Origin of the sequence: Bradyrhizobium sp. HKCCYLS20291, assembly GCF_051167715.1 — a bacterium.
GTDB lineage: Bacteria > Pseudomonadota > Alphaproteobacteria > Rhizobiales > Xanthobacteraceae > Bradyrhizobium.
On sequence record NZ_JBNPTO010000001.1, the window covers coordinates 424,473 to 437,383 of the forward strand.

The following is a 12,911-nucleotide window of genomic DNA, read 5'->3' on the forward strand; positions in this document are numbered from 1 at the left end:
GCACGGTCTTTTTTGTTGCAACAATCCGGAGCGGTGCAAAGATGGGCCGCCCGCGCCGGATGCGCGGGCCAATGAGAACGACCTGAGGAAACGAGATGAGGATGGTGTTCGGCAAGGCGCTGACTGCTGTGGCGGCGCTCGCGATCGGAACGACGGCCCTGACGCTCACGATCTTGGCGGCGGATGCCCATGGCCCGACCCGGCGCAAGGTGCAGGAGCATGTCGAGATCAACGCCGCGCCCGCCAAGGTGTGGGCGGTGATGGGGAACTTCCAGGACATGAGCTGGCTCGGCCCGGTCGAGAAGACCGAGGGTGACAAGGGCAACGAGGTTGGCGCCACGCGCAAGCTGACCTTGAAGGGCGGCGCCACCGTCGACGAGGAGCTCTACAAATACGACGCCGACAAGATGAGCTATTCGTACCGCATCACCGCCGTCGACGTGAAGGTGCTGCCGGTGACGAACTACGCCTCGACCATTTCGGTCACGCCGAGCGCCGACGGCAAGGGCAGCGTGGTCGAATGGACCGGCGCCTTCTATCGCGGCTTCCCCAACAACGACCCGCCGCCGGAACTGAGCGACGAGGCCGCCATCACCGCGGTGACCGGACTCTACAAGGGCGGGCTCGAGGGCCTGAAGAAGAAGGTGGAGAGCGGGAGCTGACCAGCGCGGGCGAGGGGACGCTCATGGCGCTCAGCACGCAGTCTGCTCCCTCTCCCCGTTCTTCACGCGGGCGCGACGAGCTTCGCTCGCGCTGTGAGGGTGGGGGTGACGGGCAGCCGCGCGGGTGGTGTGTGCGGAAGGACCTGTACCCCCTCACCCGGATTGCATCTTCGATGCAATCCGACCTCTCAGCGCGAGCGAAGCTCGTCGCGCCCCCGCAAGCGGGGCGAGGTGCACCGAGCGCGCCGCGAGAGAGGGGCCGCTCTAGCGCTGTTCTTTTTTCGTATCGGATCCCGACTCTTCTGCTCGCAGCCTTGCTCACCTGCTTCGCCATCCCGGCCCACGCCGAAGAAGCCTTCGTCACCAATCAGCTCAGCGACGATCTCACCATCGTCGACCTCGCGACCTCCAAGCCGGTGGCGACCATTGCGATCGGGGGCAAGCCGGCCGGGGTCGCCGTGGCGGCCGATGGCCGCTTTGCCTATGTCGCGAGCCCGGACGACAAGACGGTCAGCGTGATCGATGCTGCCGAGCGCAAGGTGACGGCGCGCATCGATGTCGGCGGTGGGCCGCTCGGAATCGCGGTCGCGCCCGACGGGGCCACGGTCTATGTCGCCGACTGGTACAACGCGGCGATCCGCGTGATCGATGCGAGAACCCGCACCGTCACCGCCAGCATTGCGGTCGGCGCGTCGCCCTCGGGACTCGCGGTGACGCCCGACGGCGCGCTGCTGCTGTCGGCCGACCGCGACGACGACATGGTCTCGGTGATCGACACCGCCACGCGGCAGCGCCTTGCGACCGTCAAGGTCGGCACGCGGCCGTTCGGGGTGACCATCGATGGGGAGGGCAAGCGCGCCTACACCGCCAATGTCGGCTCCAACGACGTCTCGGTGATCGATCTCGCCGAGCGGCGCGAGATCGGCCGCGTCAAGGTGGGCCTGCGGCCCTATGCGGTGGCGCTGGCCCAGGGCAAGGGGTTCGTCACCGACCAATATGACGGAACGGTCAGCGTGTTCGATCTGGCAAGCCTGCAGCCGGTGAAGCGCATCACGGTCGGCGACTATCCCGAGGGCATCGAGGCTACCGCCGACGGCCAGCGCGTCATCGTTGCCAATTGGGAGAGCAACATCCTCAGCGTCATCGACGTCGGAGCGCTGAAGGTCGCGGGTGAGATCAAGGTCGGCAATGGCCCGCGCGCGTTCGGGGCGTTTCTCCGGCGCTGACGTACGTCGGCACGCACGAGATCATGGTCAGAGGCTAGCGATCTCGCTTCGGCGCAGCCAGCAGCCGCTCGGCGATGTGCGCGACCTGCGTGAACACCAGCTCCGGCTGGTGTGCGCGCAACGCCTTCTCCGCGGCGTAGCCCCAGGTCACCGCGCCGAACGCAATGCCGGCGGCGCGTGCGGCCTCGATGTCGCGGGTCTCGTCACCGATCGCAATCGTCGCACCTGGCGCGACACGTGCGCGCCTCACGACGCGGCGGAATTTCCGCGCCTTGCCGAACACCGAGGCGGAGCAGTCGTAATCGGCGAACAGGCCGGCGCGCGATCCGAGCTTCTGGCGCGCATTGGCCTCGGAGTCGGAGGACACCAGCGCGAGCCGGATGCCGCGGGCGGCGAGCGTGTCGAGCATGCTCTCGACGCCGTCGAACAGCGGGATGCTGGCGGCATGCGCGGTCTTCAGCTTGCGCACGTGACGGGCGATGAACGGCAGCTTCCAGCGCGGCACCTCGAGGAAGTCGAGGATCTCGCGCGTCGAGGCATGGCGCAGCCCGTCAACATCCTCGTCCTTCACCTGGCGAAACCCGAAGCGTTCGGCGACCGCATTCACATGCAGCCGGAACCAGGGAAAGCTGTCCGACAGCGTGCCGTCGAGATCGAAGATGACGAGGGAGTAGGGCATCGGATCGCGTGAAGATATGCCTGGATGAGCGGCGGCTGAAGGAGATCCCGAGCTCGCTGTCGGGGAGATCTGCGACTTAGCAACCGTGCGGTGCCGGCGCAATGATGTGCGTTGATGAGTGCCGCGCTGCCGCCGCGCGGTTCGATAACCCCGGGTTGAACATGTTGTGATGTGCGCGCGACCTGTGTCGTACCTATGATGATGTTGCGCGGATCATGTCGTGTCGATCATGCGCAATTTGATGAAGTTTTTTCAACGACCCCCTTTCGAGAGAGATTCCAGATGGCCCTCAACAAGGTTTCCGCTGCCTATTTGTCCTACTTCGCCTACATCGACGACGCCCTGGATACCGTTCAGCCCGCCGATTTCACCAAGCTGCTCGGCGCCGTGCCGTCGGGTGCGGCGAATGGTCCATGGACGCTGTGCTGGGGACCGGCCGTCAACAACGGCGTGCTCGCCTATGTCGCGCAAGGCAAGGACGGCAGCTACGCGCTGGCCTTCCGCGGCACCGATGTCGATGGCTCCGTCGGCGCAGCGTTCGAGAACGTGCTGGCCGATGCCGACGCGCTCTATTTGGTGCCATGGCTGTATCCGCAGCAGGCCAGCGCGCCGCAGCAGATCAGTGCCGGGATCAACGATGCGCTGGCGCTGGCGATCGCGATGACCGATCCTTCCACCGGCCTCTCCTTGCTGGACTATCTGCGTGGCGTCGCCGCCAAGCAGAACCTGGAGCTGATGGTGACCGGGCACAGCCTCGGTGGCGCCCTGGCCGTGGTGGCGACGGCCTGGCTGCAGGACCAGCTGCCGAAGCTGAATTCATCAATGACGTTCACGCTGTGGCCGCACACCTTTGCCTGTCCGACGATGTGGAACGCGGGTTTCGCGACGAGCTTCGCATCCGCCTACACCTATTATGCGGCGGTCAACAGCAACGACGTCGTGCCGATGGGCTGGGCCAACCTGAAGGGCATCCTCGGCACCTACACGGCGCCCGGGCCGGTGCTGAAGGATACCAACTACATCTCGATCTATCTTCCGCTGGAGGCGCTGAGCCTGACCATTCCGACCTACACGGCGATAGTGCCGAGCAACCCGGATCCGTTCACGATCGCGCCGATCGCGGAGCCAAACGATTCCTGGACCGCCGAAGCGGGCTACATGCATTCGATGCAGCTGCAGTACTTCCCGCATGCGACCGGCGTCGCTGCGCCGCCGCTGCCCGGCATCACCAAGACCGGCGTGGCGCGGCCGCGCGCGGTCGCCGTGGCGGCGTAAGACCCTGGCGCGCGCACGCAGCGCGTCGCGCGTCGGCTTGCAGGCCTGCGTCGCGCAGGCCTGCAAGGGCTGCAACGCAGCGTCGATCAACACGTCATCACGATTTTTGTGAGAGTGCGGCGCGGTAACGCCTTGCGCAGGGCGGCCGTTGACCCGGCACCCCGAGCCCGACCCAGGGCGATGTCGCCCGCAGGGCAACAACAACGGCACGCTGACCGGCGTCGACCGACCGTGGTAAGCTTCGCCGAAGGCTAGGGTCGTTCGATCAAACCCGTCGCTCTTAACGCCGAGCGGCGGGTTTTTCGTTGCCTTCCAGGCGGCAGACAATAGGCTGGGGTGAGCCGTCACCTTGAAGTCCAGCGGACCCGCGCATGAAAGTCATTCCGCCGTTTCAGCTCACACCCGAACCGTTGGATGAGGCCGCGCGCGAAATGCCGCCTTTCAAATGGGCGCCAAAGCCAATCGGGCGCCGGCACCAACTCGGTGGAAGCCCCGATTTCATCCAGGGTGATGAATGGCCGACCTGCAAGACCTGCCGGGTCAAGATGACGTTCTACGGCCAACTCGACTCGATCAATGACGAGATATGCATCGCGGATTGCGGGATGATCTACGTCTTCCTGTGTTTTGGTTGCTTCGAGTCCGAGTCGTTCGTTCAATCGAACTGATGCACTCCGTTGCTCGTGCCATGCAGCGGACTCTCGGATCACGCATCAGCCCGTCGTCTCAACCGTCATTGCGAGGAGCGCAGCGACGAAGCAATCCAGAGTCGCGGGCGGGACTCTGGATTGCTTCGCTTCGCCGCTTCGCTCGCAATGACGGCGTGACGAACATTGTTTGTCCGCGTAGCCCCGATGAGCGTAGCGATATCTGGGGTCATCGCCGGTTTTTGCGGAGACCCCGGATGTCGCTGCTTTCTTCCGGGCTATAAGATTACTCCGCCGCCTCGCTCGCAGCCCCACGCCCGCGCTTCTTCGGCTTGGCTGACTTCTCCAGCACCGGCTTCAGGAACTGCCCGGTGTAGCTGCGCGGCGCCTTGACGATGTCCTCAGGGGGGCCCCAGGCGACGATCTCGCCGCCGCCGTCGCCGCCTTCGGGGCCGAGGTCGATGACCCAGTCGGCGGTCTTGATGACCTCGAGGTTATGCTCGATGACGACCACCGTGTTGCCCTGCGCGACCAGCTCGTGCAGCACCTCCAACAGCTTCTTGACGTCGTGGAAGTGCAGGCCGGTCGTGGGCTCGTCGAGGATGTAGAGCGTGCGTCCCGTCGCGCGCTTGGACAGCTCCTTGGCGAGCTTGACGCGCTGCGCCTCGCCGCCGGACAGCGTGGTGGCCTGCTGTCCGACATGGATGTAGTCGAGGCCGACGCGGCGGAGAGTCTCGAAGGTGTCGCGCACGCGCGGCACCGCCTTGAAGAACTCGGCGGCCTCCTCGACGGTCATGTCGAGCACGTCGGCGATCGACTTGCCCTTGAACAGCACGTCGAGCGTCTCGCGGTTGTAGCGCTTGCCCTTGCAGACGTCGCAGGTGACGTAGACGTCGGGCAGGAAGTGCATCTCGATCTTGATGACGCCGTCGCCCTGGCAGGCTTCGCAGCGGCCGCCCTTGACGTTGAACGAGAACCGGCCGGGCTCGTAGCCGCGCGCCTTGGACTCCGGCAGGCCGGCGAACCATTCGCGGATCGGCGTGAACGCGCCGGTATAGGTCGCGGGATTCGAGCGCGGGGTGCGGCCGATCGGCGACTGGTCGATGTCGATGATCTTGTCGATGTGCTCCAGGCCCTCGATGCGGTCGTGCGGCGCGGCGCCCTCGCTGGCGCCGTTGAGCTTGCGCGCGATCGCCTTGTAGAGCGTGTCGATCAGCAAGGTCGATTTGCCGCCGCCGGAGACGCCGGTGATGGCGGTGAACAGGCCGAGCGGAATCTCGGCCGAGACGTTCTTGAGATTGTTGCCGCGGGCGTTGATGACCTTGATGGTGCGGCGATGGTTCGGCGGCCGTCGCTCGGGGACCTCGACTTCCAACTCGCCGGTCAGATATTTGCCGGTCAGCGATGCCGGATTGCGCATGATCTCGGCCGGCGTGCCCTCGGCGACGATGTTGCCGCCATGGGTGCCGGCACCGGGGCCGATGTCGAGCACGTAGTCGGCGAGACGGATGGCATCCTCGTCGTGCTCGACGACGATCACGGTGTTGCCGAGGTCGCGCAGCCGCTTCAGGGTGTCGAGCAGGCGGGCGTTGTCGCGCTGGTGCAGGCCGATCGACGGCTCGTCCAGCACGTAGAGCACGCCCGTCAGACCAGAGCCGATCTGCGAGGCCAGGCGGATGCGCTGGCTCTCGCCGCCTGACAAAGTGCCGGAGGAGCGCGCCAGGGTCAGGTAGTTCAGGCCGACGTCGAGCAGGAAGGTGAGGCGGTCGCGGATCTCTTTCAGGATGCGGGTGGCGATCTCGGTCTGCTGCGCGTTGAGCTGCTTCGGCACCTCGGCGAACCATTCGCCGGCGGCCTTGACGCTGAGATCGGAGATCTCACCGATGTGCTTGCCGCCGACCTTGACGCACAGCGCCTCAGGCTTCAGCCGAAAGCCATTGCAGCCGGCGCAGGGCACGTCGTTGAAGTACTTGCCGAGCTCCTCGCGCGCCCATTCGCTCTCGGTCTCGCGGAAGCGGCGCTCGATGTTGGTGATGACGCCCTCGAACGGCTTCTTGGTGTCGTAGGCGCGGACGCCGTCCTCATAGGTGAACTTGATCTCGTCGTCGCCCGAGCCGTGCAGCAGCGCGTTCTGCGTCTTCTTCGGCAGGTCCTTCCACTTGGTGTCGAGCGTGAACTTGTAGAATTTGCCGAGCGCGGTCAGCGTCTGCAGATAATACGGCGAGGACGACTTGGCCCAGGGTGCGATCGCGCCCTTGCGCAGGGTGACGTCCTTGTCGGGAATGACGAGGTCGGCGTCGACATGCTGCTCGACGCCGAGGCCGCCGCATTCCGGGCAGGCGCCATAGGGATTGTTGAACGAGAACAGCCGCGGCTCGATTTCCGGGATGGTGAAGCCGGAGACCGGGCAGGCGAACTTCTCCGAGAACAGGATCCGCTCAGGGCCGCTCTTGTCGTGGATTTTTGCCACCTTCTTCTTCTCGTCATGGCCGGGCTTGACCCGGCCATCCATCTCCTTGGAAGAGGATGGATCACCGGGTCTCGCGCCTTCGGCGCGGCCCGGTGATGACGAGGGAGGGGCATCGGCGAATTCGATGACGGCAAGGCCCTCAGCGAGCTTCAGTGCAGTTTCAAAACTTTCCGCGAGGCGCTGGCCGATGTCGGCGCGCACCACGATGCGGTCGACGACGACGTCGATGTCGTGCGGAAACTTCTTGTCGAGCGTCGGCGCCTCGGCGAGCTCGTGGAAGGTGCCGTCGATCTTGACGCGCTGGAAGCCCTTCTTGAGGTACTCGGCGAGCTCCTTCTTGTACTCGCCCTTGCGCCCGCGCACGACCGGCGCCAGGAGATACAGCCGCGTGCCCTCCGGCAGCGCCAGCACGCGGTCGACCATCTGCGACACGGTCTGGCTCTCGATCGGCAGGCCGGTCGCCGGCGAGTAGGGCACGCCGACGCGGGCCCAGAGCAGGCGCATGTAGTCGTAGATCTCGGTGACGGTGCCGACGGTGGAGCGCGGGTTCTTCGAGGTCGTCTTCTGCTCGATCGAGATCGCCGGCGACAGCCCGTCGATCTGGTCGACGTCCGGCTTCTGCATCATCTCCAGGAACTGGCGCGCATAGGCCGACAGCGATTCGACGTAGCGGCGCTGACCCTCGGCATAGATGGTGTCGAAGGCGAGCGAGGATTTTCCAGAGCCGGACAGACCGGTGAACACCACCAGTCTGTCGCGCGGAATCTCGACGTCGATGTTCTTGAGATTGTGCTCGCGGGCGCCGCGGATGGTGATCGCCCGCAGGCTCGACTGGTTGGCTTGCGCGCGCTGCTTGGCCTTGAGCACTTCATCCATGACGATCGTCCCACGGCGCTGTGACGCGCCATCGTTGCAGGCGCGTTCGCCGGAAGCCGGCCATCGGACGCCAGAGGGAAAGGTATCGTCGGAACGTAGGAAGAACGAGCCTGGATTTCCAGTGCCGTCCGCGAATCATCAACAATGCGTTCGGCGAATGGCAGCGTCTGGCAGCAGCTGATCCGGCTGGGCGCCTCCGATACCGCGCGCGAGGAACAAACAAAAGCCTCCGCCGTGAGGCGGAGGCTCAGGGCACGCGATGGCGCCAGCCTCAGAAGCGGTAGTTGAAGCCAATATCGACGGAATGCATGCCGACCGTGCCGGTGCCGCGGCTGACGCTGCGGCCGAGCGCGCTGAACGTATAGGTCTCGCTCGAGAAGTTTCGGTGGAGATGCTGGAGCTTCACCGTCCATTGCGGCGCAAGCATCCATTCGACGCCACCGCCCACGGTCCAGCCGCCGTGAAAATGGCTGTCGGACGCCCTGAACGCGCCAGGTCCCGCCAGTGACAGCTTCATCTCGTCCCAGGCGAAGCCGCCGGTGCTGTACACCAGGAGCCTGCCGAAGCTGCGGCCGAAGCGGGCGCGGAACGTTCCCCAGTCCTGGATCTTCACCGTCAAGATGCCGGGCCCGCGAAGGGTGGCGATGGTGTTCGAGCTGCTGATGTCGGTCCAGGCTGCATCGGCCTCGACGCCGACCACGATGTTGCCGCTCTGCCAGTTGTAGCCGGCCGTGGCGCCGGCGAGGCCGCCGCCGAGCGCGCCCCTGTTGAAGGCGTAGCCCCCGGAGGTGCCGAGATAGAAGCCGGCCCAGCTGAATTGCGGAGGCGCCACCGGCGCCTTGAGATAGTTTTCGGTCCCCAGATCCGCCGCCGTGGCCGGCGCAGCCAGCATGGCCAGGGCAGCAGTCAAGGCAGCACCGGTCAGAATCAGAGTCTTAGTCGTCCGCAAAATACGCAACATGATACGCAACTCCCCAAGACCTGCCTTGCGGCAGGCGACACACTGTTAGTTCTAGTTCCCCCGTTTACGTTGCGGTCATAGCCGGCTTCCTGGCGCACAGCCGTCACTTCAGCGCCACACTTCAGGCGAAACCGGGGAACTACGGGGCGCGTTTAAAAAGCAGAATGAATTGAATGGGTTGTACGGCGGTCAGCGTTGCGCCGATGCAACAAGGCGCAGAACGTGAGTTCCGCCAGGATGCAACCTGTGAGTTCCGCGTGTGGCCGGGCCACTGCGAATCGTCGAGCAGCCTGTCCGGCCGCGTCGCGCGCTGCGGGCGAGCGCGTCGTGACAACAAAAAAACCTCCGCTCGCGAGAGCGGAGGTTTCTCTGTGCGTTGGCCCGGAGGCCAAGTCTTAGAAGTGGTAGTTCACACCGACCTGCACGGTGTGCAGGTTGATGTCGCCCGACGGGACTGTGCCGCCAACGCCATAGTTCTCGCTGCCGAAGCTCTTGTAGAGGTATTCAGCCTTCACCGACCACTTCGGAGCAAACATGTATTCGCCGCCACCACCGATGGTCCATCCATTGTGGAACTGCCGGCCGAAGCCCGTCAGACCGAGGACGGTGACGGTCGCCTTGTTTTCCATCCAAGCGTAACCGCCGGTGGCATACAGCATGGCGGGACCGAAGGCGTAGCCGATGCGGCCGCGCACGGTGCCCATATCCTCGATCTTGCTGGTGAACGAGGCGCCCGGCACGACGATCGAGCCGTTGATGTCGGCCCAGGCTGCATCAGTTTCGATGCCGAACACGACCGGACCCTGCTGCCAGTTGTAGCCGAGGGTGCCGCCGAGGAAGCCGCCCTTCTGGGACACCAGGCCGCCGAAGCTGTTGTTGTCTTGGGTGGCGTAACCGCCCATGCCACCGATGTAGAAACCGGTCCAGGTCTGAACCGGCGCAACGACCGGGGCCTTGGTGTAGGTCGGACGCGCGGCAAGATCAGCGGCGGCAGCGGGAGCGGCCAGGGCGGCCAGAGCCACGGTCGCGAGCAGGATCTTCTTCATTCTTGTCTCCAGTGTGGTCGGCGAAGTCCGCGTCGCACCGAAAAACTCACGCACGAAACAGACTCACTCGTTGAAGTTGACCACCTTTCTATAGCCGGGTTCCGCCCAGATTACCGTCACCCGGAAGACACACTCGCGGGCGAAACCGGGCTTTTACGGGGAAGCCTGAGAAAGTCGAAGTAATTCAAATGCTTGGTTCCGTGTGTTGCGGTGCGGTGCCGTGGTGCGCGCGCAACAAAAAAGGCCGGCTGGACGCCGGCCTCTCCAGGTTTCGTTAGACGACGAAACCTTCGGTTGTCGAACCCGATCAGTATCGGGCGACGACCGGTCCGCCGAAGCGGTAGTTCAGCCGGGCCGTGAACAGATCGACGTCCTGCTTGATGGTGTCGGTCTGGGTGAAGACGGCGCCGCGGAAGGTCACGTTCTGGTTGCCCATGAACAGGTGATCGTATTCGAAGCCGACCGACCAGTTCGGAGCAAAGCCGAATTCGACACCGGCGCCGACCGTGGCACCCCAGCGGGTGCTGGTGGTGGTGGCGAGCGGAGCGAAGATCACGCCCGAGAAGATGTCCTGCTTGGAGCTCGTCACCGCAGCGCCGCCCTTGGCGTAGAGCAGGACGTTGTCGAAGGAATAGCCGATCTGGCCAGTGAACAGGCCGAGCGCGTTGACCTTGGTGCGGTTGGAGTCGACCGGGAACACCAGGCTGTTGTTCTGGCCGGTCAGGTCGGCCCAGTTGCCCTGCGCCTCCAGGCCGAACACCACCGAGCTCATCTGCCAGCGATAGCCGAACTGGCCGCCGACGGTGCCGCCGGTGGCGTTGTGACAGCCTTCCGCCGCGCCGCCGACGATCGTCCAGCAATTGCGGCTGGTGCCGTAGCCCGCGTTGATGCCGGCGTAGAAGCCGCTCCAGTCGTTGATGGCGACCATCATCGGCGGTGCCTTGGTGTAGGGCCGCGCGGCGAGGTCTGCCGCCGAAGCGGAATTGGCGGCTGCGATGCCGACGAGGGCCGTCGTGATCACGAGCAACTTTTTCATCAAATGCTCCCCCGAGGAGTTTTGGAATGACAAGCGATGGCATGTTGATACATCGCGGGCCGCGGAGAGGCTGTAACGGATGCGCCACAGGGATGAAAAAGCGTTATAAATCAAATATTTAACACAAAAACGCCGTGTCGATGCCGGGCTGTGGACACGAAAAAGGCCGGCGCGAGCGCCGGCCTTCGAATGTGCTCTGAGGAGCAGCGTTTTTTCGTCAGTAGCGCGGGGTGCCCGGGCCGCCGAATCGGTAGTTGACCCGGACGGTCGCCATGTCGATGTCCTGCTTGATGGTGTCGACGCGGGCGTTCACCGCGGCCACCGGGAAGCTGATATCGCGCGAGCCCATGAACAGGTGATCGTACTCGAGGGCGACCGACCAGTTCGGCGCGAAGCCGTACTCCACGCCGGTGCCGACGGCGCCGCCCCAGCGGGTCTCGCTTGCCGAATCCAGGACCGTGCCGACCGCGAAGGGCGCGGCGTTGGTGGCGGTGCCGGTGTATTTGTTGTGAACGACGGCGGCGCCGCCCTTCACGTACCAGAGCACGTTGGCCCAGGCATAGCCGACCTGGCCGGTGAACAGGCCGATGGCGTCGGTCTTGGTGTTGTTGGTGACGCCGGCGGCGAGCGCTGCGGTGCTCGCATTGGATGATTTCAGATTGGTCCAGTTGCCCTGGGCTTCAACGCCGAACACCCAGCTCGCGGCCTGCCAGCGATAGCCGACCTGGCCACCGATCAGGCCGCTCGATCCGTTGTGGCAGCCTTCGGCCTGCGTCGGCACCACGGCTACGCCGGCGACGTTGTTCAGCGTCCAGCAATTGCGGCTCCAATCGGCGCCACCGTTGGCGCCGAGGTAGAACCCGGCCCAGCTCGGCAGCGGCGTGACATAGGCCGGCGGCGGCGCCTTGGCATAGGGCCGCGCGGCAAAGTCGGCGGCGGCGGCCGGCGTCAGTGCCAGCGCTGCAACGCCGGCGGTTACGATCAGTGTCGTCTTCTGCATGGTTGTCTTCCCCACATCCCAGATGTCGTCTCGTCGGATCCCTCCGATCCGAGCCCACTCGCGTGGCCTGGGGCAGGTTGTAGGCAAGACAGATTTCTAAAGCCGTGAATGGTCGCGTCACTTCAGCGGGATGTGTCGGTCGTGCTTAAGGACCGGTAAATCAGTCTCGCGGCGGCCGATCGCGGCCCGCCAACGCCAAAACCCCGGACAACCGGGGCATCGTTGGCTGATGTCAGCGGATGTGATCCGTGTCAGTGCTTGGAGACGACCGGGCCGCCCCAGCGATAGTTGACGCGCACCGTGGCCATGTCGACGTCCTGACCGACGGAATCGGTCCGCGTCGCAGCGCCGCCGGGAACGCCGGTGAAGCCGAGCGTCCGGTTGCCCATGAACAGATGCTCGTATTCAGCGGCAACCGACCAGTTCTGGGCGAAGCCGACCTCGACGCCGGTGCCGACAGCAGCTCCCCAGCGCGTCGCAGAGGCCTGATCGAACGGCAGGCCGGTCGGAGTGGTGAGCCCGGTGTATTTCTCACCGGCCACGGCCGCGCCGCCCTTCACGTACCAGAGCACGTTGTTCCAGGCGTAGCCGATCTGGCCGCTCACCAGGCCGACGCCATTGATCTTGGTCTGGTTGGTCACGCCGGGAGCAAGCTGGCTGGTGTTGCTGCCCTTGAGGTTGGCCCAGTTGCCCTGGCCTTCGACGCCGAACACCCATCCGCCGGTCTGCCAGCGGTAGCCGATCTGGCCGCCGGCCAGAGCGCCGGTGGCATCGTGGCAGCCCTCGGCATTGGTGGCGGCGACGCCGGCGAGGGTGACGAGATTGGTCCAGCAGGTCCGGGACGACGCGCCGCCGGCGTTCAGGCCCAGATAGAACCCGCTCCAATCATAGATCGTGGTGATCATCGCGGGCGCTTTGGTGAAGGTGCGCGCGGGCAAATCGGCAGCGATGGCCGGCGCCATCCCCAGCACCAGCGAAGTTGTCGCCCCCAGCAACAGCCTTCTCATCGCAGTCCCCAAACCAAGTCCGACGC

Annotated in this window: 11 protein-coding genes; 4 read left to right on the forward strand and 7 right to left on the reverse strand. The window is 65.1% G+C overall.

What is annotated here, in order from left to right; genetic code table 11:
• The first annotated feature begins 95 nt into the window (after positions 1-95).
• Together ACQR07_RS02035 and ACQR07_RS02040 are read left to right on the forward strand one after the other, a co-directional pair.
• On the forward strand, positions 96-662 hold the full coding sequence (locus ACQR07_RS02035; RefSeq protein WP_434900697.1) for an SRPBCC family protein: 567 nt from the start codon (positions 96-98) through the stop codon (positions 660-662).
• A gap of 290 nt (positions 663-952) precedes the next feature.
• Positions 953-1,888: a cytochrome D1 domain-containing protein gene (locus ACQR07_RS02040; protein ID WP_434901043.1), complete on the forward strand. Its 936-nt coding sequence runs from the start codon at positions 953-955 to the stop codon at positions 1,886-1,888.
• A 34-nt stretch (positions 1,889-1,922) separates the two neighbouring features.
• Here ACQR07_RS02040 and ACQR07_RS02045 read toward each other — a convergent pair whose 3' ends face one another.
• Positions 1,923-2,567, reverse strand: coding sequence for an HAD hydrolase-like protein (locus tag ACQR07_RS02045; protein ID WP_434900698.1), 645 nt, complete (start codon positions 2,565-2,567; stop codon positions 1,923-1,925).
• A gap of 282 nt (positions 2,568-2,849) precedes the next feature.
• On the opposite strand from ACQR07_RS02045, the gene ACQR07_RS02050 reads away from it, so the two are divergent.
• A complete protein-coding gene (locus ACQR07_RS02050) occupies positions 2,850-3,842 on the forward strand; it encodes a lipase family protein (RefSeq protein ID WP_434900699.1) in 993 nt (330 codons plus the stop codon).
• Positions 3,843-4,213: 371 nt separating this feature from the next.
• Complete coding sequence (locus ACQR07_RS02055) at positions 4,214-4,510, forward strand: hypothetical protein (protein ID WP_434900700.1); 297 nt, start codon at positions 4,214-4,216, stop codon at positions 4,508-4,510.
• 265 nt (positions 4,511-4,775) lie between these two features.
• Here the strand turns inward: ACQR07_RS02055 and uvrA are convergent, their stop codons facing one another.
• The 6 genes from uvrA to ACQR07_RS02085 all read right to left on the reverse strand — a co-directional run bounded on the left by uvrA (position 4,776) and on the right by ACQR07_RS02085 (position 12,885).
• Entirely contained in the window at positions 4,776-7,835 is a 3,060-nt protein-coding gene (uvrA, locus tag ACQR07_RS02060) for an excinuclease ABC subunit UvrA (RefSeq protein ID WP_434900701.1), read from the reverse strand.
• 271 nt (positions 7,836-8,106) lie between these two features.
• The gene (locus ACQR07_RS02065; protein ID WP_434900702.1) at positions 8,107-8,796 is read right to left on the reverse strand and encodes an outer membrane protein; all 690 of its coding nucleotides are present in this window, start codon (positions 8,794-8,796) and stop codon (positions 8,107-8,109) included.
• Positions 8,797-9,191: 395 nt separating this feature from the next.
• Positions 9,192-9,842: an outer membrane protein gene (locus ACQR07_RS02070; RefSeq protein ID WP_434900703.1), complete on the reverse strand. Its 651-nt coding sequence runs from the start codon at positions 9,840-9,842 to the stop codon at positions 9,192-9,194.
• A 307-nt stretch (positions 9,843-10,149) separates the two neighbouring features.
• Complete coding sequence (locus ACQR07_RS02075; protein WP_434900704.1) at positions 10,150-10,878, reverse strand: outer membrane protein; 729 nt, start codon at positions 10,876-10,878, stop codon at positions 10,150-10,152.
• A gap of 217 nt (positions 10,879-11,095) precedes the next feature.
• On the reverse strand, positions 11,096-11,878 hold the full coding sequence (locus ACQR07_RS02080; protein ID WP_434900705.1) for an outer membrane protein: 783 nt from the start codon (positions 11,876-11,878) through the stop codon (positions 11,096-11,098).
• A 251-nt stretch (positions 11,879-12,129) separates the two neighbouring features.
• The gene (locus ACQR07_RS02085) at positions 12,130-12,885 is read right to left on the reverse strand and encodes an outer membrane protein (RefSeq protein ID WP_434900706.1); all 756 of its coding nucleotides are present in this window, start codon (positions 12,883-12,885) and stop codon (positions 12,130-12,132) included.
• Positions 12,886-12,911 lie beyond the last annotated feature (26 nt).

Bases quoted from the DNA above. Each gene is read 5' to 3' on its own strand.
- ACQR07_RS02035 (WP_434900697.1), top strand. From the start codon at position 96: ATGAGGATGGTGTTCGGCAAGGCGCTGACTGCTGTGGCGGCGCTCGCG.
- ACQR07_RS02045 (WP_434900698.1), bottom strand. From the start codon at position 2,567: ATGCCCTACTCCCTCGTCATCTTCGATCTCGACGGCACGCTGTCGGAC.
- ACQR07_RS02050 (WP_434900699.1), top strand. From the start codon at position 2,850: ATGGCCCTCAACAAGGTTTCCGCTGCCTATTTGTCCTACTTCGCCTAC.
- ACQR07_RS02055 (WP_434900700.1), top strand. From the start codon at position 4,214: ATGAAAGTCATTCCGCCGTTTCAGCTCACACCCGAACCGTTGGATGAG.
- uvrA (WP_434900701.1), bottom strand. From the start codon at position 7,835: ATGGATGAAGTGCTCAAGGCCAAGCAGCGCGCGCAAGCCAACCAGTCG.
- ACQR07_RS02065 (WP_434900702.1), bottom strand. From the start codon at position 8,796: ATGTTGCGTATTTTGCGGACGACTAAGACTCTGATTCTGACCGGTGCT.
- ACQR07_RS02070 (WP_434900703.1), bottom strand. From the start codon at position 9,842: ATGAAGAAGATCCTGCTCGCGACCGTGGCTCTGGCCGCCCTGGCCGCT.
- ACQR07_RS02075 (WP_434900704.1), bottom strand. From the start codon at position 10,878: ATGAAAAAGTTGCTCGTGATCACGACGGCCCTCGTCGGCATCGCAGCC.
- ACQR07_RS02080 (WP_434900705.1), bottom strand. From the start codon at position 11,878: ATGCAGAAGACGACACTGATCGTAACCGCCGGCGTTGCAGCGCTGGCA.
- ACQR07_RS02085 (WP_434900706.1), bottom strand. From the start codon at position 12,885: ATGAGAAGGCTGTTGCTGGGGGCGACAACTTCGCTGGTGCTGGGGATG.